Source organism: Pseudomonas sp. CFBP13508, from assembly GCF_005233515.1.
Classification (GTDB): Bacteria; Pseudomonadota; Gammaproteobacteria; order Pseudomonadales; family Pseudomonadaceae; genus Aquipseudomonas; species Aquipseudomonas mercuritolerans.
The window spans coordinates 138455-165002 of sequence record NZ_QFZZ01000010.1 but is presented as its reverse complement, the minus strand read 5'-3'; the positions used below and the strand labels follow the sequence as shown (position 1 = coordinate 165002).

At 62.1% G+C, this 26548-nt stretch carries 24 protein-coding genes; 15 read left to right on the top strand and 9 right to left on the bottom strand.

Annotation, left to right across the window (positions count from 1 at the left end; translation table 11 throughout):
• Positions 1 to 291: 291 nt before the first annotated feature.
• Positions 292 to 1569 carry an acetyl-CoA C-acetyltransferase gene (locus tag PspCFBP13508_RS24265; RefSeq protein WP_137215913.1) on the bottom strand — a complete coding sequence of 426 codons (1278 nt, stop codon included), beginning with the start codon at positions 1567 to 1569 and terminating at the stop codon, positions 292 to 294.
• Positions 1570 to 1824: 255 nt separating this feature from the next.
• Between PspCFBP13508_RS24265 and PspCFBP13508_RS24260 the strand changes: the two genes are divergently transcribed.
• The 5 genes from PspCFBP13508_RS24260 (at position 1825) to PspCFBP13508_RS24240 (ending at position 8617) form a co-directional block, all read left to right on the top strand.
• Positions 1825 to 3177, top strand: a complete 1353-nt coding sequence (locus PspCFBP13508_RS24260; protein ID WP_137215912.1) for a 3-oxoacyl-ACP reductase — start codon at positions 1825 to 1827, stop codon at positions 3175 to 3177.
• Between the two features lie 2 nt (positions 3178 to 3179).
• Positions 3180 to 4034 (top strand): MaoC/PaaZ C-terminal domain-containing protein, encoded by an 855-nt coding sequence (locus PspCFBP13508_RS24255; RefSeq protein ID WP_137215911.1) that lies wholly within the window; start codon positions 3180 to 3182, stop codon positions 4032 to 4034.
• Between the two features lie 303 nt (positions 4035 to 4337).
• A complete protein-coding gene (locus PspCFBP13508_RS24250) occupies positions 4338 to 5930 on the top strand; it encodes a collagen-like triple helix repeat-containing protein (protein WP_137215910.1) in 1593 nt (530 codons plus the stop codon).
• A gap of 134 nt (positions 5931 to 6064) precedes the next feature.
• Positions 6065 to 7735 (top strand): POTRA domain-containing protein, encoded by a 1671-nt coding sequence (locus PspCFBP13508_RS24245; protein WP_137215909.1) that lies wholly within the window; start codon positions 6065 to 6067, stop codon positions 7733 to 7735.
• A gap of 519 nt (positions 7736 to 8254) precedes the next feature.
• Entirely contained in the window at positions 8255 to 8617 is a 363-nt protein-coding gene (locus PspCFBP13508_RS24240; protein WP_024011449.1) for a DUF6124 family protein, read from the top strand.
• Here the strand turns inward: PspCFBP13508_RS24240 and PspCFBP13508_RS27365 are convergent.
• From PspCFBP13508_RS27365 to PspCFBP13508_RS24220, 4 genes are all read right to left on the bottom strand, one after another.
• Positions 8583 to 8915, bottom strand: a complete 333-nt coding sequence (locus tag PspCFBP13508_RS27365; protein ID WP_137215908.1) for a hypothetical protein — start codon at positions 8913 to 8915, stop codon at positions 8583 to 8585. The two genes, PspCFBP13508_RS24240 and PspCFBP13508_RS27365, sit on opposite strands and share 35 nt — an antisense overlap.
• Positions 8916 to 9320: 405 nt before the next feature.
• Positions 9321 to 9728, bottom strand: a complete 408-nt coding sequence (locus PspCFBP13508_RS24230; RefSeq protein WP_137215907.1) for a response regulator — start codon at positions 9726 to 9728, stop codon at positions 9321 to 9323.
• A gap of 71 nt (positions 9729 to 9799) precedes the next feature.
• Positions 9800 to 10012 (bottom strand): Flp family type IVb pilin, encoded by a 213-nt coding sequence (locus tag PspCFBP13508_RS24225; RefSeq protein WP_110603764.1) that lies wholly within the window; start codon positions 10010 to 10012, stop codon positions 9800 to 9802.
• 112 nt (positions 10013 to 10124) lie between these two features.
• Positions 10125 to 10340 (bottom strand): Flp family type IVb pilin, encoded by a 216-nt coding sequence (locus PspCFBP13508_RS24220; protein ID WP_130911677.1) that lies wholly within the window; start codon positions 10338 to 10340, stop codon positions 10125 to 10127.
• 330 nt (positions 10341 to 10670) lie between these two features.
• On the opposite strand from PspCFBP13508_RS24220, the gene cpaB reads away from it, so the two are divergent.
• Genes cpaB through PspCFBP13508_RS24180 form a run of 8 tightly spaced genes read left to right on the top strand, consistent with a single transcriptional unit; the run spans position 10671 to position 18118 of the window.
• Positions 10671 to 11612: a Flp pilus assembly protein CpaB gene (gene cpaB, locus PspCFBP13508_RS24215; protein WP_137215906.1), complete on the top strand. Its 942-nt coding sequence runs from the start codon at positions 10671 to 10673 to the stop codon at positions 11610 to 11612.
• 20 nt (positions 11613 to 11632) lie between these two features.
• Positions 11633 to 12850 carry a type II and III secretion system protein family protein gene (locus PspCFBP13508_RS24210; RefSeq protein WP_073471824.1) on the top strand — a complete coding sequence of 406 codons (1218 nt, stop codon included), beginning with the start codon at positions 11633 to 11635 and terminating at the stop codon, positions 12848 to 12850.
• Entirely contained in the window at positions 12847 to 14037 is a 1191-nt protein-coding gene (locus tag PspCFBP13508_RS24205) for a pilus assembly protein (RefSeq protein ID WP_137215905.1), read from the top strand. The genes PspCFBP13508_RS24210 and PspCFBP13508_RS24205 overlap by 4 nt, the downstream gene beginning before the upstream one ends.
• Complete coding sequence (locus PspCFBP13508_RS24200) at positions 14034 to 15302, top strand: CpaF family protein (protein ID WP_024011443.1); 1269 nt, start codon at positions 14034 to 14036, stop codon at positions 15300 to 15302. The genes PspCFBP13508_RS24205 and PspCFBP13508_RS24200 overlap by 4 nt, the downstream gene beginning before the upstream one ends.
• 17 nt (positions 15303 to 15319) lie before the next feature.
• The gene (locus PspCFBP13508_RS24195; protein ID WP_137215904.1) at positions 15320 to 16204 is read left to right on the top strand and encodes a type II secretion system F family protein; all 885 of its coding nucleotides are present in this window, start codon (positions 15320 to 15322) and stop codon (positions 16202 to 16204) included.
• A 1-nt stretch (position 16205) separates the two neighbouring features.
• Positions 16206 to 17090, top strand: a complete 885-nt coding sequence (locus PspCFBP13508_RS24190; RefSeq protein ID WP_137215903.1) for a type II secretion system F family protein — start codon at positions 16206 to 16208, stop codon at positions 17088 to 17090.
• Positions 17091 to 17112: 22 nt separating this feature from the next.
• Positions 17113 to 17835, top strand: coding sequence for a tetratricopeptide repeat protein (locus PspCFBP13508_RS24185; RefSeq protein WP_137215902.1), 723 nt, complete (start codon positions 17113 to 17115; stop codon positions 17833 to 17835).
• A gap of 10 nt (positions 17836 to 17845) precedes the next feature.
• A complete protein-coding gene (locus PspCFBP13508_RS24180; protein ID WP_137215901.1) occupies positions 17846 to 18118 on the top strand; it encodes a DUF3613 domain-containing protein in 273 nt (90 codons plus the stop codon).
• 110 nt (positions 18119 to 18228) lie between these two features.
• Here PspCFBP13508_RS24180 and PspCFBP13508_RS24175 read toward each other — a convergent pair whose 3' ends face one another.
• From PspCFBP13508_RS24175 to PspCFBP13508_RS24165, 3 genes are all read right to left on the bottom strand, one after another.
• A complete protein-coding gene (locus tag PspCFBP13508_RS24175) occupies positions 18229 to 18591 on the bottom strand; it encodes a DUF6124 family protein (protein ID WP_137215900.1) in 363 nt (120 codons plus the stop codon).
• A gap of 1202 nt (positions 18592 to 19793) precedes the next feature.
• Positions 19794 to 20561 (bottom strand): response regulator transcription factor, encoded by a 768-nt coding sequence (locus tag PspCFBP13508_RS24170; protein WP_137215899.1) that lies wholly within the window; start codon positions 20559 to 20561, stop codon positions 19794 to 19796.
• 118 nt (positions 20562 to 20679) lie between these two features.
• The gene (locus tag PspCFBP13508_RS24165) at positions 20680 to 21150 is read right to left on the bottom strand and encodes a prepilin peptidase (RefSeq protein ID WP_137215898.1); all 471 of its coding nucleotides are present in this window, start codon (positions 21148 to 21150) and stop codon (positions 20680 to 20682) included.
• A gap of 74 nt (positions 21151 to 21224) precedes the next feature.
• Here PspCFBP13508_RS24165 and PspCFBP13508_RS24160 point away from each other — a divergent pair, with 74 nt between their 5' ends.
• Positions 21225 to 21671 (top strand): TadE/TadG family type IV pilus assembly protein, encoded by a 447-nt coding sequence (locus PspCFBP13508_RS24160; RefSeq protein WP_137215897.1) that lies wholly within the window; start codon positions 21225 to 21227, stop codon positions 21669 to 21671.
• On the top strand, positions 21668 to 24430 hold the full coding sequence (locus tag PspCFBP13508_RS24155; protein WP_137215896.1) for an ATP-binding protein: 2763 nt from the start codon (positions 21668 to 21670) through the stop codon (positions 24428 to 24430). The genes PspCFBP13508_RS24160 and PspCFBP13508_RS24155 overlap by 4 nt, the downstream gene beginning before the upstream one ends.
• Here PspCFBP13508_RS24155 and PspCFBP13508_RS24150 read toward each other — a convergent pair.
• Complete coding sequence (locus tag PspCFBP13508_RS24150; protein ID WP_137215895.1) at positions 24415 to 26412, bottom strand: pilus assembly protein TadG-related protein; 1998 nt, start codon at positions 26410 to 26412, stop codon at positions 24415 to 24417. The genes PspCFBP13508_RS24155 and PspCFBP13508_RS24150 overlap by 16 nt on opposite strands.
• Between the last annotated feature and the right edge of the window lie 136 nt (positions 26413 to 26548).

The window sequence follows — 26548 nt, the reverse complement described above, 5'->3', positions numbered from 1 at the left end:
GGCGAATCATAGCCGAGACCGTGGCATTGATTGGTATCGGCCGGCAAGGGCATTTGCGACAGAATCTGACATGGTCGGTGAACTTCTGTTGCCCTCACCCCAGCCCTCTCCCAGAGGGAGAGGGGGCCGACTGCGGTGTCTCCCGTAATACATCGACCTGAGAGACCGCAGCGCTTCTGGTTTGAATCGCTGCTTTGGATTCGGTGAAGGGCGCTCAGGTCGGCGTCGATTTCAAGCATCCCCCAATCAGTCCCCTCTCCCTTTGGGAGAGGGTTAGGCTGAGGGGCTTTTTCAGCGTTCAATGATCGCGGTGACACCCTGCCCGCCCGCTGCACAGATCGAAATCAACCCTCGCCCCTTGCCCGCCGCATCCAGCAGCTTGGCCAGATTCGCGACAATCCGCCCGCCCGTCGCAGCAAACGGGTGCCCCGCCGCCAGCGAACTGCCTTTCACATTGAGCCGACTGCGATCAATCGAACCCAGCGGCGCGTCGAGCCCCAAGCGGGTTTTGCAATATTCCGGATCTTCCCAGGCCTTGAGCGTGCACAAGACCTGCGCGGCGAACGCTTCGTGGATTTCGTAGTAATCAAAATCCTGCAAGGTCAGGCCGTTGCGCGCCAGCAAGCGTGGCACGGCGTACACCGGCGCCATCAGCAGGCCCTCGGCACCGTTGACGAAATCCACCGCCGCCGCCTCGCCGTCGCGCAGATAAGCGAGGATCGGCAAGCCGCGCGCTTTGGCCCATTCCTCACTTCCCAGCAACACCACCGAAGCGCCATCGGTGAGCGGCGTGGAATTGCCGGCCGTCAGCGTGCCCTTGGCGCTTTTCTCGAAGGCCGGTTTCAGCGTGGCGAGTTTTTCCAAGGTCAGGTCCGGGCGCAGATTGTTGTCGCGGGTCAGGCCAAGAAACGGCGTCATCAGATCGTTGTACCAGCCTTCGCTGTAGGAAGCAGCGAGTTTGTGGTGGCTTTCGAGGGCCAGTTGATCCTGTTCTTCGCGGGGGATATTCCAGGTCTGCGCCATCAGCTCACAGTGCTCGCCCATGGACAGGCCAGTGCGTGGCTCGCCGTTGCGCGGGAATTCGGGAATCAGATGCCGGGGGCGCAACTGCAAAAGGGTTTTCAGCTTGTCGCCGGTGCTCTTGGCGCGGTTGGCCTGTAGAAGAATCCTGCGCAGGCCTTCGCTGACGCTGATCGGCGCGTCGGAAGTGGTGTCGACGCCGCCGGCAATCCCGCAGTCGATCTGGCCGAGGGCGATTTTGTTGGCCACCAGCAACGCCGCTTCCAGACCAGTGCCGCAGGCTTGCTGAATGTCATAGGCCGGCGTCGCTGGAGACAGGCGCGAGCCGAGCACGCATTCGCGGGTCAGGTTCATATCCCGTGACAATTTAAGCACCGCGCCCGCCACCACTTCGCCGATGCGCTGGCCATGCAGGTTGTAGCGTTCGATCAGGCCTTCCAGCGCGGCGGTGAGCATCGCCTGATTGCTGGCGGTGGCGTACGGCCCGTTGGAGCGGGCGAAGGGAATGCGGTTACCGCCGATGATCGCGACGCGGCGCAGCTGGGTCATGAAAAGCTCCTGTTCCAAATGGTCGAATTTGCACATCCCTGTGGGAGCGAGCCTGCTCGCGAAGAGGCCGGCACATTCAGCCACTTCAGCGTCTGATACAGCGCCTTCGCGAGCAGGCTCGCTCCCACATGAACCGCATTAATCTGCAAGACCTGCTAAACCTGAATGTTCCAGCGTAGGCCTTATTGCGCCGATCGAACGATTGATTGCCGTAGGCAGTCCACACTTTGAACCCCAACTTCTGGAGAGCGTTCCATGTCTGACCGCTATATCGACTTCGCCAACTCATCCTTCGGCCATCGTCTGGTCGGGGCCTTGGGCCTGCCGTCGCCGGTGCGGCTGGAACGCTGGCAGGCGGGGCGTCTGCGGCCGATCGAGGGCGCCCTGTTGCTCGGTGGCGGACCGCTGGCCGAACGGATCAGCGTGTTTGCCAACCGCTTGACCGATGCGATCTACAGCTACGGCACCGACCCCTCGCTGGCCACTGCATGGATCCCCGGCCACGGTCCGAAACTCAAAGCGGTGGTGTTCGACGCCAGCGCTCTGCAGCACACCGACCAGCTCAAGCAACTGCGCGAATTCTTCCAGCCATTGATGAAGAAGCTCGACCATAGCGCGCATCTGGTCATCCTCGGCCGCGCTCCGGAAAGCCTGGGTGATCCGTTCGCCTCCAGCGTGCAGCGAGCACTTGAAGGCTTCTCGCGCTCACTGGCCAAGGAACTGCGCGGCGGTGGCACCTTGCAGCTGATCTACGTCGGCGAAGGTGCCGAAGATCAACTGGAAGGCCCGCTGCGATTTTTCCTCTCGCCGAAAAGCGCATTCGTTTCCGGCCAGGTGATTCGCCTGTCCGCGTGCGCCACGCCAGTCACCGACTGGACCCGCCCGCTGGCCGGGCGCAAGGCGTTGGTCACCGGTGCTGCACGCGGCATCGGCGCGTCGATTGCTGAAACCCTGGCCCGTGATGGCGCCGAGGTGATCCTCCTCGACGTACCGCCAGCCAAGACCGACCTCGAGGCCCTTGCCGCGCGCCTCGGCGGCCGTGCGATCACCCTCGATATCTGCGCCGATGACGCCGCCGCGCAATTGATCGAACAGCTGCCCGACGGCCTCGACATCCTCGTGCACAACGCTGGCATCACTCGTGACAAGACCCTGGCCAACATGACCCCGGAATTCTGGGACGCGGTGCTGGCCGTCAACCTCAACGCGCCGCAAGTGCTGACCAAGGCGCTGCTCGACAGCGGCACCCTGCGCGACAACGCACGGGTGGTCCTGCTCGCCTCGATCAGCGGCATCGCCGGCAATCGAGGGCAGACCAACTACGCGGCGAGCAAGGCTGGCCTGATCGGTCTGGCCCAGGCATGGGCGCCGACATTGCTGGAACGCGGGATCAGCATCAACGCCGTCGCCCCGGGTTTTATCGAGACGCAAATGACTGCGCACATTCCGTTCGGCCTGCGCGAAGCCGGGCGGCGCATGAGTTCGCTGGGCCAGGGTGGCTTGCCGCAAGACGTCGCCGAAGCCGTGGCGTGGCTGGCGCAACCGGGCACGGGCGCGTTCACCGGGCAGGCGTTGCGGGTCTGTGGGCAAAGCGTTCTGGGGGCTTGAGCATGAGCATCGAATGGCACACGCTGGATCGCGAACCGAGTCTGCCCGCGCTGTACTCGCGCGCAGCGACGCGACGCAAAATCACCGGTACGCAACTGCCCGACAGCGGCCTGCGCTGCTCGGTCGATATCGACGGCAAACGGCTGGCGGCCTATCGCAAGGTCTGCGACTTCGTCGATGACGGCCTGCTGCCGCCGACCTATCCACACATCCTCGCCTTCGCCTTGCAGATGCAATTGCTCACGGCCAGGGACTTTCCGTTCCCGCTGCTGGGACTGATTCACCTGAGCAACCGCATCCGCGTGCTGCGGCCAATGGGCGCGATCAGTCGCGCGCAAGTCAGCGTGCGTGTGCACAACCTGCAACCACATGCCAAGGGCGCGACGTTCGATCTGTTGACCACCCTCGACGATCAGCTCGGGCCGCTGTGGGAAGCCGAAAGCCGGATGCTCTGTCGCGGGGTAAAACTCGAGGGCGAGGCGCTGGCACAGGACTGGCAGCCGTCGCAGGATTTGCTTGAGGTGACGCGCTGGACTGCACCGGCCGATATCGGTCGCCAGTATGCGAAAGTCTCCGGCGACTACAACCCGATTCACCTCAGTGCGGCGAGCGCCAAACTGTTCGGTTTTCCCACCGCGATTGCCCATGGACTGTGGAACAAGGCACGGACACTGGCGGCACTCTCCGATCACCTGCCCAAAGCCAACCTGGAAATCGCCGTGCACTTTCGCAAACCGGTGCGCCTGCCCAGTGAAGTGACATTGCTGGCCAGTGCCGCAGGCTCCAGCGGTGAGTTGCGCCTGATCGGTGCCGGCGACCTGGAACATATGGTCGGTCAATGGCAACCGATCGCCTGATCTGGCGGGGCGGAAAAACCCGTTAATTGTGTATATATCACTTAAGTTTTTCCGCGCCCTGCCCGCCGCTTTGGAAAAAACCGAGCCTTGAATTTCAAGGCTTTTTTTTGCGCGTTTATTACTTGGGTACTAGTCCTTCGGCATTGCGCCGGCCCCTCTACATAAAGGGGTTAATACCAACTTGAGAATGGTGAAAAACCTGCCCTCGACTGAGATTACAGCCACGGACGAGGCATCGCCGACGACAGATCGGCGGGCCATCGAAGGCAACGTAACGTTGTGACAGGTGCAGGAATCTCAATCATGAAAACTCAAGTGATGTGGTCCAAATCGGCAATCGCGCTGGCACTGATTCTTTCTGTGGGACTCGTCGGCTGCAGCAGCGGCGGTGGCGGTCATCGCAGCAGTTCGGGCAGCTCGACGGCGGACGGCACGGCGGGCACCGATGGCAGCGGTGGCGCGGGCGGCGGGACCGGCGGGACCGGCGGCGATACTGCCGGCACCGGCGGCACAGGTGGCACTGGTGGCGATACCGCAGGCACTGGTGGAACCGGTGGCACTGGTGGAACTGGCGGTGGCACCGATCCGACCAACCCAACCAATCCGACAGACCCGACCGATCCCACCAACCCGACCAATCCCGCTGCACCTTCGCTGGTGACCACAACACTTGTTCAGGAAGTCGGCAAAACCGTCAGCGGTGTCGGCGATGGCATCGGCCAGATTGGCGATTCGCTGAGCACTGTTCCGGTCGCTGGCGGCATCGTCCAAAGCGTGGCCAACACCACCGGCAACGTGGTCAGCACCTTGGGCGATGGCGTCACTGATGGCATCGGCAAACTGGCCACTGACCCCAATGGCCTGACCACCACCGTGGCCTCGCTTGGCGGCGCGGTTTCCGATGTTGGCGACGGCGTGTCGGACCTCAGCGTCAAACTGAACACAACGACCCGTAGCGTTCCCGTCGTGGGCGGTGTAGTCACCCGGGTGGCGCCGCTGGTCGATGGCATCGGTGAAAAAGTCACCATGCTTGGCGACACCCTCAACACCTCACTGACCAGCGGCCCGACCAGCCAGTTGACCAACAAGGTCGGCAGCGGTCTGGTGCCGGTGATCGCCATGGTTGAAAGCACCACCGGCAAACTCGGCGTAACCACGGGGCTGGGTAATCCGCTCAAAGGAACGATTGCGCACGTCGGCGCAACGGTGAACAGCCTCGGCGGCAAAGTTACCGACGCAGGCGCCGGCAATGCCCTGACCAACACCCTCGGCGGCGCCCTGAGCAACACCGGCACCGCGGTCGGCAAAGCGGGCGGCCTGGTGTCCAATGGCACTGGCTCGGGTACTGGCGGCATCGGTGGCGGGCTTGGCGGCACCGGTCTGCTGCAAACCGTGGGTGGTGCGGTGGTCAACGTCGGCAGCGGTCTGAATGCCGGCAGCACCAGCGGCGTGGTCAGTGCCGGCGGCGTCACCGCTGGCGGGCTGGGCACCACGATTGCGTCGATCAACACCGTACTCGGCGGCTCGGGCACCCCGATCACTGCAACCACGTCGCCGCTGGCCAGTGTCGGCGCCGCAGTCGGTGCGGGCCTCAATCCGGTCACCAGCGCGGTCACCACTGTCACTCAACAGGTCGGCGCCGCTACCGGTCTCAGCACTCCGGTCGCTGGTCTTACAAATCAGGTGGGCGCCGCCGTCGGCAATCTCGGCGGAGCGATTGCCGCCACCAACAATCCGGTCACCACTGCTGTCGGCGGTCTGGTTACCAACGTCGGCGGCACCGTGGCAGCGGTCGGTGGTCTGGTCAACGGCGGCACTGCCACTGGCGGCACAACTGGCGGTCTGGGCGGGGTACTCGGTGGCCTGACCGGGGCGTTGAGCGGCACTCAACGCTAAATTGCACCTGGCCGATTCGACGGCCTTACCTACAGCGCCTACGCTTGGTTGAGGGCGGAAGATTCCCACGAGTCTTCCGCCTTTTTTCTAAGGAAAAACTTGCCCTGTGCTGTGTTCTGACCATGGAGTGTCCTATGCGCGTACTGGCATCCCTGCTGTGCCTGAGCCTCAGTTCCGCTGCCCTCGCCGACACCTTGCCCAGCTTTCTCAACAGTAACGAAACCATCCGCAACCTCCCCGTACCCAACCTGCCCGCCGACGCCTATCGGCCGAGCGCAGCGCCGCTGCAAGTGCCGGACCCGGGTGCGACCGCCGCACAGCCATTGCTGATGGAAACCAAGGTCAACCTGAAGACCGTGCAGATCGAAGGCGGCACGATCTACCCGCTCAACGAACTGGCGGAAATCTACAAGCCCCTGATCGGCCGCCAGGCCAGCCTTGCCGAACTGATCGAAGCCACGCGCAACATCACCCGCCGCTATCAGCAGGATGGCTATCTGTTGTCCTACGCGTTCCTGCCGCAACAGAACTTCGATGACGGCGTGGCCCGCGTGGTACTGGTCGAGGGCTACGTGCGCGATATCCAGATGCAAGGCGACATCGGCGGGGTCAAAGGCCTGCTCGACGAACTCGCCGCGAAAATCCAGGCCGAACGCCCGCTGACGCGCAAGACCTTCGAGCGCTACACCACGCTGATGAGCCGCATTCCCGGGGTAACCATTCAAGCGCAAGTGCCACCGCCCGGCACCACCGATGGCGCGACCACCCTGGTTGCCCAGGCCAGTCGCAAACCGTTCACCAGCACCCTGAGCACCACCGAAGACAACCGTAACGGCCCGCAAGCGTTGCTCGGCATCAGCAGCAATTCGCAGACCTCGATGGGCGAACAGTTGAGCCTCAGCGGCCTGTTTCCACCGGGCGACGACAAAGAGCATTACTACCGTCTCGACTACAGCCAGTTCCTCGATACCGAAGGCACGCAACTCAACGTCTCGGCCTCGCGTTACCGCGCCGACCCGGACACCGAAGTGCTGGTGGGCGGTGGCGGACGCCTGAGTACCCATCGCGAGAACGACCGCTACTCGATCGGCTTCAGCACGCCCCTGATCGCCTCCGCCAACGAACTGCTGACCGCCGGCTCGCGCTTATACGCGGTCGACGACAAGACGCGCTACGACGGCATCAACTTTCCCTTCAGCACCGAACTACGCACCGACGTCCGCGCCCTGGCTTTCGAAGGCGACTGGCGCAAAGCCGACGCCCGCCAACTGCGCATCCTCAGTGCCGGCGTCTACCAGGGCTTCGACAGCCTTGGCGCACACACCAACTACGACGACATCGACCTGGATTTCTTCCGCGTCAGACTGTCCGGCGTGCAGAGCGACAAGTTTCTCGACAACTGGCAAGGCGTGCTCTCGGCGGCGCTGTACTGGAGCGATGACACCCTGCCCGACAGCGAGCGAGCAGTGTTCGGCGGGCAGAACTTCGGCCGTGGCTACCCGGACGACCAGGCCTCGGGCGACAAGGGTTGGGGCGTGGCCTACGAGGTCAACTACAGCTTCAATCGCGACGGCAACTGGGTGCGCATCCTGCAACCCTACGTGGTGCTCGACCGCTCGCGCAGCTGGTTCAACCAACTGCCGGTGCAGGCCAACAACCTGTCATCCACCGCGCTCGGACTGAGGTTCGGCGATGCCAAGTACTACAACGTCGCCCTGGAAGTGGCCAAGGCGATGTCAGAGGAAGCGCTGGACACGTTGAATCGCAAGCCTCGGTACAGCATCAGTTTCAGTTATCAGTTGTGATGGCCGAGCGGTTGTCAGTCAGGATTTTTTTGACTGACGCACCGCCTTCGCGAGCAGGCTCGCTCCCACAGATTCGGCGGTGTTCACGGTTTCTCAGTACAACCGCCGTCCCTGTGGGAGCGAGCCTGCTCGCGAAAGGGTGCGGCTATTCAACCGATTTATCGCAGCACTTAAACCAGCCGTTTAAACACACGCCCCGCTACCTCGCAACAACCCACAAATCCTTGCGCCTTTGCCTACGGCTACGCCAGAATCCGCCGGCTTGTGCGCCTGGGGCGCGGGTTCTATCGTTTGCCTGCCACTGCTCATCAGTGGTCGGGTTTAGTCGCCCGCTTGTCCACGACGCACAGGTTCCTGTCAGCCAGGTATTGCATACCTGCACTTGATGGTGGCTGTGCGCAGGGCGCCTTCGGGCGCGCCGATTTCGTGGCTCATCGGTCGACTAACCTGCGTGCAGCTGCCTCCCTTTCGTTTAGTCGCGAACGGGTTGCGGCCCTACTCCATCAGGAGACTGAGCCCGTGAAAAAGATAACGCCCGATCCACCCCTTGCCGATCCGACTTTCGCCGACCCGCTCCTCGAAGCGCAAAAACTCAAGGAAGCCGCCGACCGCGCCATCGATTACTACCTCAACCCCCGCCTCATCAAAGACCCTGCCGCACCGCGCAAACCCAGCACCCTGTTCATCGTCGACCCGGCTGCGGACAACGAAACCCTGTTGGTGCATGCCTGCGAATCACTGGCCTCGGCAAGCATCATGGCCAGCGACCTCGCCGGATTTATCGATGGACCGCAGCGCAGCTCCCTGTTGGGAATACAGCAGGTGATCATGCTGGGCGAACTGGCGGTCAACCGCGTACTGGACAGGCTTGTGCCGGAGTGACAAGAGCTAGAGGCTGGTTGCGCAGGTGGTGAGTCAGGCAGAGCCTTTTTGGCTGGCTGACCGCCTTCGCTGGCAAGCCAGCTCCCACAGGATTGATGTACATCAGGAAGAAAATGGTGGGCTGGCAGGCCGCCTTCGCGAGCAGGCTCGCTCCCACAGTTTGAATCGAGTACATCAGCGAGAAACAGGTCGGCTGGCTGGCCGCCTTCGCTGGCAAGCCAGCTCCCACAGGATTGATGTACATCAGGAAGAAATTGGTCGGCTGGCAGGCCGCCTTCGCGAGCAGGCTCGTTCCCACAGAACAGCAAAATCAAAATCAAAATCAAAAGATCGCAGCCTTCGGCAGCTCCTACACGATGAGCGTTAGCTCGAGTACCGCTTTTGATCTTGATCCACGGGCGACGTCGGAAGGCTGAGTGGAGGGATTGATCCGGGCGTGGGAGCGCAGCGACCGTCTGGCGCAGCCAGACACAGCGGAAGGAGGTGCAGCGAAGCAAACCGTAGCCGCTGCGCCCGGATCAGTCACGGAGCGAAGGAACCCGAGCCTGCGAGGGCCGAACGCAGGAGCAAGCCTTTTCGGTTACCTTTTTGGCGTTTGAAAAAGGTGACCCGCCGTAAGGGCGGAACCGTAATCAGCCACCCCCGCAGCAACGGATATTCACCCAAAACCCCACCAACACGGTCGGCCCAAAGGCCGCCGAGTTCACCCAGCCTGAACCCGAGGCTTGGGAAACAGATTATCCAGGGTCTCCAACAACCGAACGTGATAAATCGGCTTGCGAAACAGATCCAGCACCTGCAACCGCAACATATCGCTGACATCCTCCATATCCGCATGCCCCGACATCACAATCACCGGCAAATGCTCCCGCGACGTATGCTCACGCAGCCGCCTGATCAACGACATGCCCGACTCCTCGGGCATGCGCAAATCAGTAATCACCAAAGCAATATCCGGATGCCGGGTCAACAGATGCAACGCCAGCTTCACCGACGTCGCGGTATGACAGGTAAACCCCTCCCCCTCCAGCAACTCCGCCAACTCCAGCAACGCGTCTTCTTCATCGTCAACCAGAAGCAACTGTTGGCGCGGCAGCGAGGGAGAATTCATGGGCAGCCCCGAAATACTGAAAGTAAATCTCAGTGTAGCGCGCCGTTGGCCAGACGCGACCGGCACTTCAATCAGGGCGTCTGCACCGGAGCCGTCTGCGCGGTGCCACCGAGCGACACCAGGATACTGTTGAAAATCGCCAGTACCTTCGCGCCAACCGGTGTCACAAACACCACAACCACCACGGCAACCATCGCCACGACAATCGCATATTCGATGGCAGAGGCACCGTCACTGCTAGCCAGAAATGCTCGTACCCGCGTCAGCAAATAATCAAGCAGCATGGACATTCTCCTCGCGCCGACATGGTCGGACGCTGGCAAACGGAGGTCCTGTCAATGCCTGGGCGCACCTGTCACTTACGCACAGACACCGAACAGGAAGAAGAGATAGCCATCAAGTGGTCGGACGCACTTGCGCTGTACCGCCCAGCGAGGTCAGTACCGAGTTGAATATCGCGAGTACCTTCGCGCCGATCGGCGTCACGAACACGACGACAACAACTGCCACCATCGCCACCACAATCGCATACTCAATCGCTGAAGCACCCTCTTCGCTGCGGGCAAACGCGCGAGCCCTGGCGAGCAGATAATCGAAAGTTACACCAAACATAGCTCCACTCCTTCGCGCCTCTGGCGCCGACATCACCACCGCGGCAAGGTTCCACCGGGCCACTTGAGCATTGTCAACAAACCCCCACCCAACAACTGTAAGAACGCATTAATCACAAAGCATTAATGCCAATGTGTCTCGGCCACTTCCTGCCGTTAATTGGCCGGGACTCATACTTTTGGTGGGTTATTTTGCCTGTCATTAATGGCGCTTTTGCTTGGATCAGCTAGCTTGGAAATAGCGAAATAGTTGCATGTTCATAGCTGCCGAATGAGTAAGCCCTTCACAAGCAGATGCCGTCGGTTGTGCAGCAGGAAAGGGAGAGCCGTCATGAACAGTCGCGTCACCATGAGCCTCGCCGCGTTGCTGTTGCTCGGTGCGGTTTTTGTCGGTTACTGGGGGCTGGTGCTCAGTCGTCAGCCGGCCCCAGTCGCCGAGGCACCCGTCGCCCCTGCGACCAGCGTTGAACAGACTGTCGCGATTGCCGAAGACCAGACCCGCCAACCGGTGGTGGTGGTGCTCCACGATGTAGCGCCGTTCACGCCGTTGACCGCCGCCGATGTGACCGTGGAAAAACTGCGCAGCGCACCGGCCGGCAGCCTGACCAGCATCGAACAAGCAGTCGGCCGCACGCCTTGGCGCCACCTCAGCGCCGGCACCTGGCTGAATGACGAAAGCTTCCAGGCCGGCGGAGCGCTGGCGCGGATGATTCGCCGCGACGAGCGCGCACTGACCGTGGCCGTCGATGAAGTGATCGGTGCCGCCGGACAGTTGCTGCCGGGCGATTACGTTGATGTGCTGCTGTATCTGCGCGAGGACGCGAGCAATCTGCAGCAGTCGGCGCAGATCGCCGTTCCCGCCCTGCGCGTGCTCGGGATCGGTGATCAGTACGGCCTGACCAACGACGGCCAACCGACGACGCCCAGCCTCAGCGCCGAAGAAAAAATCAAACAGGACCAACGCCGGATTACAGCACGCACTGTGGTGCTGGCGGTGCCGGAACAACTGCTCAGCCGCCTGATGCTCGCCACTCAAGTCGGCACCTTGCGTCTCGCGGTGCGCAGCAGCGAAGAACAACGGCTGGCCAAATACTGGGCCGGCGAAGCGCAATCGCCCGCGCACCTGGATCGCGCCAACAGCCAGCTCTTCCAGTTCACTCAACTCGCTCTGGGCAGCGCGCAAAGAGCACCTGCCACCGCCAGTACCGGCGCGGCGCCCAGGCCTGCGGTGGAAATCATTCGCGGCAACCAGATCAGCCAACAAACCCCATGACTGCGCAAGGACTCACGTGCATGCAGAGTCGACTCAGACCGACATTGAAACCGGCGCTCCGGGCCTTGCTGTTGTTGGGATTGACGATGGATACCGCCCTCGCGGCGGTGGGCAATTGCTCGGCACTGCCGCGCCTGCCCTCGGTGATCGAGATCGGTGAAGGCTTCCAGCAGGACATGCAGTCACCTGTGGCAATCACTCGGCTGGCAGTGGGCGACCCGAAAATTGCCGACGTGCATGCCAATGGCGGTTCGTCCTTTCTGCTCACGGGCGTCGGCCCCGGCGCAACCAGCCTGATGGTCTGGACCGCGTGTTCGGCGCAGCCGCAGCAAGCCATGGTCTTCGTCCAGGGCGCGGCGACCACGGCGCTGACCAGCAGCGTGCCGTCCGACGATCCGACCCTGCCATCGCAGGTGCAGACCGACATTCGCTTCGTCGAAGTCAGCCGCACCAAACTCAAGGAAGCCACGGCGTCGCTGATCGGCACGCGCGGCAATTTCCTGTTCGGCTCGCCCGGCACGCTGCCACCAATCGACGGCGTACCGCAGCCGCGCCTGCCGGTGGATAACTCGCTGTTCAATTTCTCCTGGGTCGGCGGCAAGACCATGGCGATCATCAATGCCCTGGAAACCAGCGGTTTCGCCTACACCCTGGCGCGGCCGAGTCTGGTGGCACTGAACGGACAGAGTGCGAGCTTCCTGGCCGGCGGGGAAATCCCGATTCCGGTGCCCAGTTCCGGCAGCGACAGCGTGTCGATCGAGTACAAGGAATTCGGCATCCGCCTGACCCTGACGCCAACCATCATCGGCCGCGATCGCATCGCGCTGAAGGTCGCCCCGGAGGTCAGCGAACTGGATTTTGCCAACGCGGTGAACATCGCCGGCACCACCGTTCCGGCGCTGACCATTCGCCGCACCGACACCAGCGTGTCGCTGGGTGATGGCGAAAGTTTTGTCATCAGCGGTTTGATCAGCACCACCAACAGCTCGCAGGTGAACAAGTTTCCCGGCCTTGGCGACATTCCCATCCTCGGCGCGTTCTTCAAGGGTTCGCAGATCAAGCGCGAAGAGCGCGAACTGCTGATGATCGTCACCCCGCACCTGGTCCAGCCACTGGCGGCGGACGCGCGACTGCCGTCGTTGCCGGGAGAGAAACTGCGCAATTACGACCCGAATTTCTATCGCATGTTCTTCCTCGAGAACGGCAACTTCGACAAGCGCAGCGGGTTGTCGCAATGAACCAGAATCTCAGTCAGACCTTCCTCGCCATCACCCGCAACAGCACCGATCTGGAATGGCTGCAAAGCGCCCTCGCGCCACTCGGCCAGGTCATCAGCGCCGGTGCCGGCAGCCTCGACGAATTGCTCGCACTGGTCGATGTAACGTTCGCCAGTCTGGTCTTCGTCGGTCTCGACCGCGAGCACGTCGTGGCGCAGAGCGCGCTGATCGAAGGTGCGCTGGAAGCCAAGCCGATGCTGGCGATTGTTGCGCTCGGTGACGGCATGGACAATCAGCTTGTGCTCAATGCGATGCGCGCCGGTGCGCGGGATTTTGTCGCCTATGGCTCGCGTTCCAGCGAAGTCGCCGGGCTGGTGCGGCGCTTGGGCAAACGCCTGCCCGCCGTCACTCCCAACACCCAGCTCGGCGGGCTTACCGTTCTGTACGGTGTGCAAGGCGCGTCGGACGGCGCCTTGATCGCCAATCACATGGCCATGGTCGTGCAGAAAAGCGGCCAGCAAACCCTGCTGCTCGACCTCGGTCTGCCGCGTGGCGACAGTCTGGCGCTGTTGGGTCTGGAGAGTTCGTTTCACTTCGGCGACGCCCTGCGTCATTTGCGCCGGCTCGACGCGACGCTGATCGACAGCGCTTTCACCAGCGCCGAGCACGGCCTGCGAATTCTTGCTTACGCCAACAGCGACGAGCCGCTGGAATCCACCAGTGCCGCCGAGCTGTACATGCTCCTCAGCGCCCTGCGCCAGCACTTCCAGCACATTGTCGTGAACCTCACCGGGCAGGCCGACAGTGAGGCGTTGCGCACCTTCGTCAGCCATTGCGACAAACTGCTGTGGTACACCGACCAGAACGTCCTCAACTGCCGACGCAACCTCGCCGTGCTCAACCAGTGGCGCGAGAAAGGCATGAAACTCGAGCATGGGCGCTTGCTGATCGATCGCTACCTGAGCAACGTCGCGCCGGATGCCGAAACCCTGGGCAAGACCTTCAATCTGGAAGTCATCGCCGTGCTGGCCTTCAGTCCCGACGTGCGCCTGAACGCGAAAAACCAGGGCGTCAGCCTTTTCGAACTGGCGCCCCGGGAAAAACTCACCCAGAGCCTGCGCGCCCTCGGCGAGCGTCTGGCCAAGCGTTCCGAAGGCCTGAGCAAACCGAAAGTCACCTGGTTCGACCGTCTGCGAGGCCACTCATGAGCGCAGAAAAACTCTTTGGCGCGACGCCACGCGGAGCGATCGGCAACAGCGATCACGAAGGCCTGAAACTAGTCCTGCACCGCTACATCATCGACGCCATCGAGGAGTCAGGAAAAAATCTGCTGGAAGGTTCACGCCAGCAACTGGCGCAGTTCGTCACCGACAAGGTCGCCGAATACATCGCGCGCTTGCACCTGGCGATCTCGCGCTACGAGATGGAGCGCCTCGGCGAGGAAATCGTCGACGAACTCACCGGATTCGGCCCACTGGAAGTCCTGCTGCGCGACCCGTCGGTGACGGAGATTCTGGTCAACGGCCCGCACCGGGTGTTCATCGAGCGCGACGGCGTACTGCATCAGAGCGATCTGCGTTTTATCGACGCGCATCACGTCGAGCGGGTCATGCAGCGCATTCTTGCGCCGCTCGGGCGCCGCCTCGATGAGTCCTCGCCGATGGTTGATGCGCGCCTGCCCGATGGCAGCCGGGTCAACGCGATCATCCCGCCGATCGCCCTCGACGGCCCGTGCCTGTCGATCCGCAAGTTCCGCAAGGACATGCTCAAGAGCACCGACCTGATGGCGATGCAGACCATCGATCTGGCGATTTTCGAATTCCTGCAGAACGCCGTGGGCAGGCGCTGCAACATCCTCATCAGTGGCGGCACCGGCACCGGCAAGACCACGCTGCTGAACATCCTCAGCCAGTTGATCAACCCGCACGAACGGCTGGTGACCATCGAAGACGTCGCCGAGCTGCAACTCGGCCATCCGCATGTGGTGCGTCTGGAAACCCGTCCCCCCAACGCTGAGGGTCATGGCGAGGTCAAGGCCAGCGACCTGATTCGCAACGCCCTGCGCATGCGTCCCGACCGGATCATTCTTGGCGAGATCCGAGGCGTCGAAGTGGTCGACGTGCTCACCGCAATGAACACCGGCCACGACGGTTCGATGAGCACCGTGCACGCCAACAATGCCCAGGATGCGCTGCTGCGTCTGGAGACGCTGGTGGGCCTGACCGGGCGCTCGATTGCCGAACGCACCTTGCGCCAGATGATCTGCGCCGCCCTCGACGTGATTATTCAACTGACACGCATGCCCGATGGCCGGCGCTGCGTCAGCGAAGTGGTGGAAGTGGTCGGCATTCGCGAGGATGTCTACGTCACCAACACCCTGTTCCGCCTCGACCGTCGCACGGGCTTTGGCTTTGTGCGCGAAGCGGTCAACCCGGCCGGCGACAAGCTGCGCCACGACGCTCACCTGGGCTGACGGCGAGGAGCACGCAGATGCTGGGACCGATCATTCTTATCGCCATCTGCCTGATGCTGCTCGGGCTGTCGATCTATCTGTTCCTGCAAGGCCTGCGCAAGACCGCGACGGAAAAGGTTCTCAACCGACTCGCCGCCGGGCAACCGCAACTGGTCGTCGAGCAGACCAGATGGGTGGGACTGGAACGCATGTTTCTACGTGCGGGACTGGGTTGGCTGAGCGAACGTCTCGGACAATGGCTGAGCCTGTGGGCAGCAGCGATGGCAGCAGGATTTTTAACCGCGAGCTGGGGCGGGCTGGTGCTCATGCTGATTGCACCACCCGTTGCATTGCGGCTGTTCATCGCCGTCCGCTACCGCCGACGGATCCGCCGCATGATCGAACAACTGCCGCAACTGCTCGACTACACGGTGCGCAGTCTCAAGTCCGGGCGCACGCTGAGCGATGCGGTGCTGGGCGGCATCGAGGCCAGTGAAGACCCCTTGAAAGCGGCCATGGGCCGGGTGCAGCGCAACGTGCAACTGGGGGTGAACCTCCCCGATGCGGTCAACGATTTTGCCGAACTCTACGAGCAGGACGAACTGCGCATGTTCGCCCTCGGCCTGAAGGTCAATCATCGCTACGGCGGCAATGCCAGTGAGCTGCTGGAGAACCTGATCAAACTGATCCGCGAGCGCGACCAGGGCGCGCGGCAGTTGCGCGCGCTGACTGGGGAAACGCGCATGACCGCTTGGGTTTTGGGTTTGCTGCCGCTGATTCTGGTGAGCTACTTCATGCTGACCAACCCCGGCTACATGCTCGGCATGTGGCACGACGAAAGCGGCCAGACCATGCTGCTCAGCGCCGCCGCGTTGCAGGTGCTGGGCAGTCTGGCGCTGTGGCGCATGTTGCGGAGCGTTTGAAATGGTCTGGCTCGCGGCGTTGCTGTTGCTGCTCGGTTCGCTGTTATTGCTGGGCAATCACCTGCTCACCGAGCGCCGCCGCGTGCGACAGGTGCATCAGCGCTTGCACGGCCAATTGGTCCGGGAAAACCGCTTCGGCCACTGGCTGCGCGCGCTGGGCAACAGCCGTTTCGGCCGGGGCTCGGTGAGCATCGACAGCGAAACCCAGACCCTGCTCGGCCGCCTCGGCTGGCGCCGCGCCAACGAACGCGCGCTCTTTGCCGCCTGCCAGATCGGCACGCCGCTGCTCGCCCTGGGGCTGGCGATCTTTTTGCAGGAAGTGTTTTTTCCACAGACCAGCCACCGCTGGATGGCGCCGATGTTTGCTGCGGGCGGCGGCTATCTATTGCCCAAACGCCTGCTCGCCTACGCCGCCGCCCGCCGGCAGAAAACCATCTCCGTGGAAATCTCCACGTTCATTCCACTGCTGCGCATCCTCTTCGAATCCGGCATGGCGGTTGAACAAGCCCTGCGCGTGCTCAGCGTCGAAGCGCAGAAACTGCTGCCGGAGCTGACCAGCGAACTGCGCCTGATCCTCAGCCGCGTCGACTCGGGTCTGGAGTTGGGGCAGGAACTGAACAAGACGGCGGTGATGCTCGCGGTGGACGAATTCACTGACACCTGCGTGATCCTTCAACAACTGATCCACCAGGGCGGCGGCGCGATGAAATCACTGCTGGCGCTCAAGCAATTACTGGACGACCGACGCCTGACCCGGCTGCAGGAATACATCTCGAAAATGTCGGCGAAGATGTCGGTGGTGATGATGCTGTTTCTGTTTCCCGCCCTGCTGATCGTACTGGCCGGCCCGGGCTTCACCGCCATTGCCCGCGCCTTCGCAAACTGACCTTGGCTCATGGAGAGCGTTGATGAAAGTACTGATAGTCATGGCAAGTCTGTTGCTGCTCAGCGGTTGCGCCACGGACGGCCAGGCGCCGTGGACCTCGCTGCTGTCGCCGTCCAGTTGCAGCAAACTGACCTCGGAGCAGGAGCTGTCGCTGAACCTCGCCGATGATCTGGCCAGCGACGGCAAGCTCCACGCCAGCCTCGCCAACCTGCAAAGCCTGCCGGACAACCTCAGCGAAGTGCGCCTGCGCAAAGCCAAGGTTTATCGCCTGCTCGGTCGCAGCGAAGCCGAGCCGCTCTACCGCAGCCTGCTCGGCGGCTGCCTCACCGCCCAGGCCGAACACGGCCTCGGCCAGGTCTACGCCGCCCGTGGCGACAACGGCCAGGCCCAGGCCCACCTGCAACGCGCCGCCCGCCTGGCGCCCACCGACGAAAAAATCCGCAATGACCTCGGCGTGGTCTACCTCAACCAACTGCGCCTCAACGAAGCCAGATTCGAATTCCTCACCGCCATCGAACTGAGCCAGAACAATCAACTGGCGACGCTGAACATGGTGACCCTGCTGCTCTACCAGAACGATTGGCCACAAGCCGCGGAAATCGTCAGCCGCTCGAAACTGACCCCGGAACAATTCACCGAAGCGCAGCAACGCGCAGAAAAACTCAAAGCCCCGGCCAACGCCAAAGCCACACCCGGCGACCGCGTCGCCGCCTTCATCGACCCGCTACCGCCGACGCTCGAATAAGGAGACAGCCATGAACATCCGCCAAGGCCTGTGCTACCTGACCCTGCTCACCCTGCCCCTCAGCGCCCACGCCATCGACACCGGCCCCGCTTCAGCGCAGCAGCAGGAAACCGAAGGCTGGCTGGTCCTGCAAAGCCGCAACAAAGCCGCCTCACCCAAACCGCAAAGCGCCACCGCCACCGAACGTGAACTGGCGATGCAGCGCTGGCTGAAGAAATACCAGTACGAGATCCCGGATTTTTACGATCCGGATGCGGGCGGGAAGATCGAGAGCAAGAATTAGTCTGGTGGTGCCCTTGAAGGCCCCTTCGCGAGCAGGCTCGCTCCCACAGTCGACCGCGTGCTTGCTGTGGGAGCGAGCCTGCTCGCGAAGAACGATAACGCGGTCGCAGGTCAGGTCCGCGGATCAACCCGATCCAGCGCCCGGTTCACCGCCAGCTCGGCCAGCATGACAATCTGCTGAATCGCCAACGCCGTGCTGCGCTGGAAACCGCTCAACTCGCCTGCGAAATTGCTCGCCATCGCACTCGCTGACGCCAGCGACTCACAGGCATGCGCCAACAGGCTTTCGGTATCGACATTGGGCACCACCATGAACAGCGTGCTGGGCGGGTGCGGTTTTGCGGGTTCAGGGCAGAGATAGAAATCGAGCGCACGTTTTATCGCTTCGCGGTTTTTCACCAGATCGTCGGCGCGCATGGCGTCTCCGAGCGGGGTGGTGGGGGGTGGGGGTGGGTCTGGGATCAGTTTGTCCATTGAAACGGCTCTCCGAAATCTGCGGTGCGACCCAATGCCATTCTCACGGGGCAAAAGGTGGCAACTGTATGCGGGGTGAGAATACCGGTTATGGACACCCGGCCAGACCGAAGTCTGCCCGCACACAGCCGCCATGACACATTGCAGACAGCGGACAAGCTGGCGGCGATTATGCGTGCACAGATACTGGATGACCATAAGTAGCAGGGTTCTCACACCCGATCGCCGAAGGTTCGACGACAGCCAGAGACTAGTGACCCGACGTCCGACGGACAACCTGAAAACCTTGTGGGAAGGTTCTGGCAAATCAGACACAGATTTAAACAATCAAAACCAAAAGCACCCTCACCCTAGCCCTCTCCCAAGGGAGAGGGGACCGACCGAGTTGTTTGGGCGAAGTACACCGACCTGAAATACCGAGTCGAACACAGATTTTGAAGCAGATCAAAAGCACCCCTCACCCTAGCCCTCTCCCAGAGGGAGAGGGGACCGACCGAGTTGTTTGGGCGAAGTATGCCGACCTGAGATACCGAGTCGAACACAGATTTTGAAGCAGATCAAAAGCACCCTCACCCTAGCCCTTTCCCAGAGGAGAGGGGACCGACCGAGTTGTTTGGGCGAAGTACACCGACCTGAAATACCGAGTCGAACACAGATTTTGAAGCAGATCAAAAGCACCCTCACCCTAGCCCTCTCCCAGAGGGAGAGGGGACCGAGTTGTTTGGGTCAGGTATGCCGACCTGAGATACCGAGTCGAATGCAAATTTTGAACAACCCGCAAATCGGCTCCCTCTCCCTCGGGAGAGGGCTGGGCGGGCGGCGTTCCGATGAGGGGCGAATCCAGCGCAAAACAAAAGCCAGACACCGCATGCTTTTCACCACTCAAAACAATGAGCGCAAGCTCGAGTAGCTTTTGATCTTGATCTGGGAGCCCGTCGGCAGGCTGAGCGGAGGGATTGATCCGGGCGTGGGAGCGCAGCGACCGTCTGGCGCAGCCAGACACAGCGGAAGGAGGTGCAGCGAAGCAAACCGTAGCCGCTGCGCCCGGATCGATCCCGCAGCGAAGGAACCCCGAGCCCCAGCGAGCGGGCCGAACGTCAGGGCGAAGACCTTTTGGTTCCTTTTGGGGCGTTTGCCAAAAGGGACTCGCCGTAAGGGCGAAACCCTAAGAAGCCGTTACCGCAGCAACGGATATTCACCGATTAATGCGCCGTAACCCGCTGCCGCCCAGCAGACCCACTGGGCGACAAAGCCAAAGCCAACTGCGTCCGATTATGCATATGCGTCAACCGCAACACCTGCGACACATACAACTTCACCGTGTTCTCGGTAATCCCCAACTCACAGGCAATCTGATAGTTGGTCTGCCCCTTGCCCACCAACCGCGCCACATCCAACTGCCGGGGCGACAATTGACTGAACACCGCCGGCATCTCCACGGACTCAGGCTCACCATCACCCAGCGCCGGCGCAGGCGAGCGCCGCACTTTGTCCAGATCCTGATAAAGGTCATCGATCGACTCGGACAAAAACTGCAACTTCTGATTCAGATGCCCCAGATGCAGATTCTTCTGCCGTTCCTGCAAGGCCAGCTCCTGGCGCTGCACGCCTTCGAGCAACTCTGCCAGATCAATCGGCTTCTGATAGTAATCGGCAATCCCCGCACGCAACGCCTTGATCACATCCTGCTTGTCAGCGCGCCCGGTGAGCATGATCGCTTCGAACACCCGCTGCTTGCCGGCCAGCCGCTGCAACGCCTGGATCAACTCGATGCCATCCATATCCGGCATGTGCAAATCGCTCAGCACCAGACCGATGTTCGGGTCCGCCCTGAACAGCTCGATGGCTTCAAGACTGGAGTCGCACGGCACGCAACGGTAGCCACTGCTCTCAAGAAACTCACAGAGTTCTTCGACGATCAGCGGCTGATCATCGACCACCAGGATTTTTACCGAATTAGGCTTGTTCACGAACCACTCCATTGCTCGGGCCAACGCTGACGATTCCTGCACTTTGGTGGCGTATTCACCTGCGTTGAAAGTAGACCCACTTTCCTACTATGTACATAGGACTAGTGGCACCCCGCGATCAGGTGATCCAGTACAGCGAAAGCACTACACCTACCCACACGAACGGCGCAAATGGCAGCTTTTTTGACTTGTCCGGGGCGATATGGCGTAAAAGCTCTCTAAGCCATTGACCCATATGGGGCCAGACTTTTGGCGCGAGCAGCAGCCAAAGTACGCTGGCCACACCCGCGCCGATAAACGCACCAAGAACAAACACGCCGTTCGTCGCAAGACCCAGGGCTGTCATTAATTTCACATCACCAGCGCCCATGCGACCGAGGAAATAACCCGGCAGCGTCAGTAGCAAAGCGATCAGACAAGCCCAGCCGCCCTGCCCCGCATCGGCGCCCAGCCAGGTGCTGCCGGTCGCCAGCAACCAGACCAGCGCCAGCGCGCCCACGCCCAAGGTCAACAGGTTGGAAATTCGCCGCTGGCGGGCATCTTGCGCGGCGCAGATCGCCAGCCAGATCAGAACAAGGGAAATCTGCATCTGCAAAAGCCGTCCGTTTTGCCTGAATGATTCTATGCTGATACTACGCAGTGACTGTCAGGGTAGACGCACGCATGAAAAACGGCTTTCGCAGGTCGCAAAAAGGTGCGGTGGCGATCGAGTTCGCCTTGGTGTTCATCATCTTTTTCGCGGTGTTCTACGCACTGGTCAGCTACGGTCTGCCCTTCGTGATGATGCAATCGTTCAACCAGGCCACTGCCGAAGCGGTGCGCCGCAGCGTTGCGGTCGACCCGACCACGCCGAACTATTCGACGGTGGTGGTCAACACCGCCAATGCCGCGCTGACCCAGCAACTGCAATGGCTGCCCTCGGCACTCAATCTGGTCGTCGGAACGGACACCAGCTCAGCGTACGACGCGGGTACCGGAACCCTCACCGTCAGCGTCAATTACCCGGTAAGCAAGCTCAATCAGATCATGCCGTTTCTGGTGCTCCCGGGCATTGGCACGGTGCCCAATCTGCCCACGCACCTGACCGCGCGCTCGAGCCTGCAATTTTGACCGCCGGCGATAAGCTTTTAGGGCGCTTGCTCAAGCGCGCCCCCGTCGCAGCCCACGACTTGCCGGACCACCTCGGCGCGCCGCCGATCGGCCTGCATTTTTATCTGGATGGCAACGGCGATGTGTTGCAGATCGCCGGCCCGCTGCGGCATTTGCTCGCCCAGCACAAACCCCAGGGTCAGCCGCTGCCGCTCCGCGCCTATCTGCTGCCGCACAGTCTGCTGACCATCGAAGGTCAGCCGAGGGACTGGCAGGGGCAACTCCTCGATCTCGACTTTTCCGGACTCAATGGTCAGCCGCTGCACCTGCGCGGCTGGGTGCAGCCGCTGGAGGATGGCTGGCGATTGCAGATGCTCGACATCGCCGACCTGTTGCTCGAACGTCAGCAAGCGCGCGACCGCGACGCCTGCCAGGCCCTTGCCGCGCAGGTTAGCGATCGTCTGCGCACGTGCAGCCTGACGCGTCTGCCGACGGTACTCGGCGAACAATTGCAGGCCATCGCCCAGCGCTGGCACATCCCCTGCCTCGCCGTGGCGTTACTGGATGAACAGGCCCAGGGCTGGCAGATTCATCAACAGTTTCGTGGCCACGACGCCCCGCAATTGTGGGAGGACGGCCAGCCGCTGGGCACGCCGCTGGACAGCCTCAACGGCAGCGCGCCGCAACGCCTCGCCGGCCCGCATCGCCGTTATGAACACTCGCGACTGCAGGCCACGTTCGGCAACACCAACGGTTTCGCTGTGCCCTACAGCAATGACCAGGGCGTGGTCGCCTGGCTGCTCTGTGGGTTTTATACGGTCGACAACGTGGCGCCATGGCTGACCGATCGTGACTGGCTAACCCTGGCCGGCGCGCTGGCCGGGCCGCTGCTCAGCCGCTTGCGCGAGCAGCGCCATGTGCAATCGATGGAGCGCCTGGATTCACTGCAAAACCTGCTCGGCACTGGCTGGTGGGAAATCACTGCCGAAGAGCAGATTGCACTGGCGCCGACGCTGGCCTCGGCACTGAATCTCAGCGATCGCCTGCTGCCGGTAGGAGACTGGCTGTCGCTGTTTCATCCCGCCGACCGCGACGAGTTGCGCAGCCGTTTGCGCGCCCTGCAACTGCAAGGAGAAGCGCTGGCCCTGAGCGTGCGTCTGCACCGCGCGGAGGTCGGCGCAACCGCGACGTGGTATCGGATTCAGGGCCAGGTCAGCGGCACCGGTGAGCATCGGCGTCTGGTCGGGTTCATGCTCGACATCAGCGACATCCAGAATCAACAACAGCGCGCCGCTGCCGCCCATGCGCGACTGGACAATCTTATCGCCAGTTCGCCGGCGGTGATCTACGTGCAGCGCTATGCAGAAGGCGCGCTGATCCCGGCGTTTTTCAGCGCCAGCCTGCAACCCTTGCTGGGCTGGACGCTGGAAGATTGCGATGCAGCAACACTGGTCGAGCGCGTGCATCCCGACGACCGCGAACTGTATTTCCAGCGCAACCGTCAGTTGCTGCGCGAAGGTTCGGTGCGTGCGCGTTATCGCCTGCGTGACAGCCGTGGCGATTACCACTGGCTGCTCGATGAAGCGAAACTGCTGCGCAACGATCTCGGCCTGCCGGTCGAGGCGGTGGGCCTGTGGCTGGATGTCACCGACGCGACGCTTGCCGCCGAGCAGGTGCGGCAAAGCGAAGAGCGCTACCGGATTCTGGTCGAGGACTCGCCGGCGATGATCTGCCGTTATCGCCCTGACCTGACGCTGATCTTTGGCAACCGACCGTTGGCGACTTATCTGGAATGCACCCCGGAACAACTGCCCGGGGTTGATCTGGGTGGCTGGATGTCCGATGAACAGCGCGCAGCGTTCGTTCAGCGCTTGAGCCAACTGACGCCGCAACAGCCAGTGAGTACAGCGCAAATCAGCCTGCAATTGCCCGGACGCGAACACGCCTGGTGGGTCTGGTCGGATCGCGGCGTGTTCGATGAGCAGGGACAGTTGATCGAAGTGCAAGCGGTTGGCCGCGACAACACCGAGGTGCGCCGCTCGCAACAGCAACTCACCCAAAGCGCGAAAATGGCCACCCTCGGCGAAATGGCCACCGGCCTCGCCCACGAAATCAATCAGCCTTTGAATGTGATGCGCATGGCCATCGTCAACGTGCTCAAGCGCCTCGGCAACGGTGATGTGCAGGTCGATTATCTGACCGACAAACTCAAGCGTATTGACGCTCAGGTACAACGGGCGGCGAAGGTGGTCGACCACATGCGTGTGTTCGGCCGGCGCTCGGAAATCGAGCAACAGCTGTTCAACCCGGCCCAGGCCATCGAGGGCACCCTGTCGCTGCTGGCCGAAGGCATGCGCGGCAAAGGTGTCGATCTGCGCATCAGCGCGACCGGCTTCGAGGCGCAGGTGCGTGGTTACGTCGATCAGTTGGAGCAGGTGCTGATCAATCTGATGGTCAATGCCCGCGACGCCCTGCTGGGCAAGCGCGACAACAACCCGGGGTTCAAGCCATGGATTTCGATCTACGCCGAGCGTGACGAGGAAAGCGTGCGGCTGTGGGTCGAGGATAATGGCGGCGGTATCGATCCGCGTTTGCTCGAGCGGATTTTCGAGCCGTTCTTCACCACCAAACCGATCGGCGTCGGAACTGGTCTGGGCCTGTCGGTGAGCTACGGCATCATCGCCAACATGGGCGGGCAATTGAGCGTGCGCAACTCTACGGAGGGCGCACGGTTCTGCATCGAATTGCCGATCGCAACGGACGATCAGATCACCAGGTAAGCCTTGCCGGTCTGCCCGCAGGTCATGTTGGCGCCCACCTCGGTGTTCATCAGGTTGATGCCCAGCCCCTTCAGCAGATTGTTCAGCAGCGGGTCGAGTAAGGGGCTGATCAAACCAGTGACCACCGGCAGCAAGCGGTTAGTGACATCGCTGATCAACGAAGCCACACCGCTGACGATAGCGCCCAGCGGATTGCTGCCCACGGGTTTGTAGACGATCAGGTTGATGCCCGACAGGGTGTTCGCAAGGCTGCCGACGATGTTGCTGGTCGGCGCGGCGGGCAGCAGGCTCGGCGGCAGTTTCAGGTTGGCCGGGGTGGCGAACGGCGCGGTGCTGGAAAACAGCAGGTTTTGCGTGGTTTGCGCGACGCTGGTGTCGAGTTTGATGGCGATGCCGCCGGCGCCGTATTGAACATGCGAGGAAGCATCGCAACTGCCGATGCCGAGAATCTTGTGGCAAGTGATGATGCCGAGATCGACCAGCGGCAACGGCACCACCGTTGGTTCGGCGACTGAAGAGAACGCCGTGACCGGATCGATCTTGCCGAGCTTGAGATCAGCCAGTGAGGTCGTGGTGGTGGCGGTCAGGCTTTTGCTGCCGGTGTCGCCGGTCGGGCAACGGTAATCGGTGACATAGCTTTTCGCACCGCCGGCATCCAGCGCAATGTCGATTTGCGGCGACGGTAGCAGTTTCGGATCGAGCTGTTCGCAACCGGCGCCCAGCAGGCAGAAAACTGAATTGAGCGTGTCCACCAGGTTCAGGCTCAACAGCGCATTGAGCGTCGGCGTCAGCGTACCGACCAGGCCCAGCACCGCATTGGTCAACCCTGTCACCCCGTTCAACGCCGGCAAATTCACCGACAACAGCGTGCGCACCTGCGCAGTGCGCACATAAATCCGGTCCGGTCCCAACGGATCGGCCTTGGCCCGCGCTGGGTCGCCAATCGCCGAGAACTGCGGCGGCTCGATCACCTTCACCCGCACCGTGACACCGGCCAGCCCCAGCACGTTGACCGGCAAGGTCGCCGCCACCGCGCTCTTGCTGTTGGCCAGCTGCACCACGCCCTGCACCAGTTGCAGCAATTGCAGATTGGCATCCAGCCCCGCCGCCGTAGTGCCGGTCTGCAATTGCAGGATCTCGCCGAGTCTGACCGGCGCCGCATTGATGGCGGCGACCTGCAACTGGCCCAGCGCGGTGACCACTTGCGCGGTCGCGCCATTGAGCTGCACCACCGTCGCGGCGGCCTGAATCAGTTGCGTCACGGTTGCCTGGGTATTGAGCAACTGCGTGTAATTGCCGGCGCCGACGTTGAGGTCGATGGCCAGTTGATCGAGGTATTTGAGCAGGTTGATATCGGTGTGCAGCAAGCCGTCCCAGCCAACCGCCGTGAGGTTGACGTTGCCGCCGAGCAACCCGGAAAACAGCGGATTGAGGATGTTCGACTGCGCCGTGTCGATGCTGGCGAGGGTGCTGCGAATATTCAGTTGGGCGACGGTCGGCTGCGGTTTCGCGGCAACTGCCGAAGCATTGAGTGTGGTGTCGAGGCTGACCGGCGTGGCGCTGAACAGCGCCTGCACACCGCCGGCAAAACTGCTGGTGACCGTGCGGCTGGCGGCGACCTTGACTGCGCTTGATTGCGTGGCATCGACAGTGAAACTGCGCATACCGCCAGCGGCGGTGGCCAGCGTGCCGCAGGTAGTCGCGAGGGTGTTATTCGCATCGACGAGGTAGCCATTGCGCAGCGCACTTTGCCCGGCGTAACTGGCGGCGGTCAGCCCGGGCAGACAATTGCCGCCGCGACTGACCGCTTCGAGGGCGGCGGTATCCACTACCCGCTGCAATTTGCGCTGTTCCATGTACAGGCGACCGCTGTCGACCACCAGCAACATCATCACCAGCGCCAGACTCAGAGTCGCGGCCGCCATCAAGCCGATCGCCCCACGTTGCCGCGCCGGGCCGTTGCATTGCGATCCAGGCGACATGGCGCACTCCTTTGCCGGCGCAGTGCCGAGCGCTACCTCCGTTAATGAAAAAGAGTGTAGACGCGGTCGGTCGAGACTGCTGGCGTCGCGCCATTCCTTTCACCACCGCCACTGTGGGAGCGAGCCTGCTCGCGAA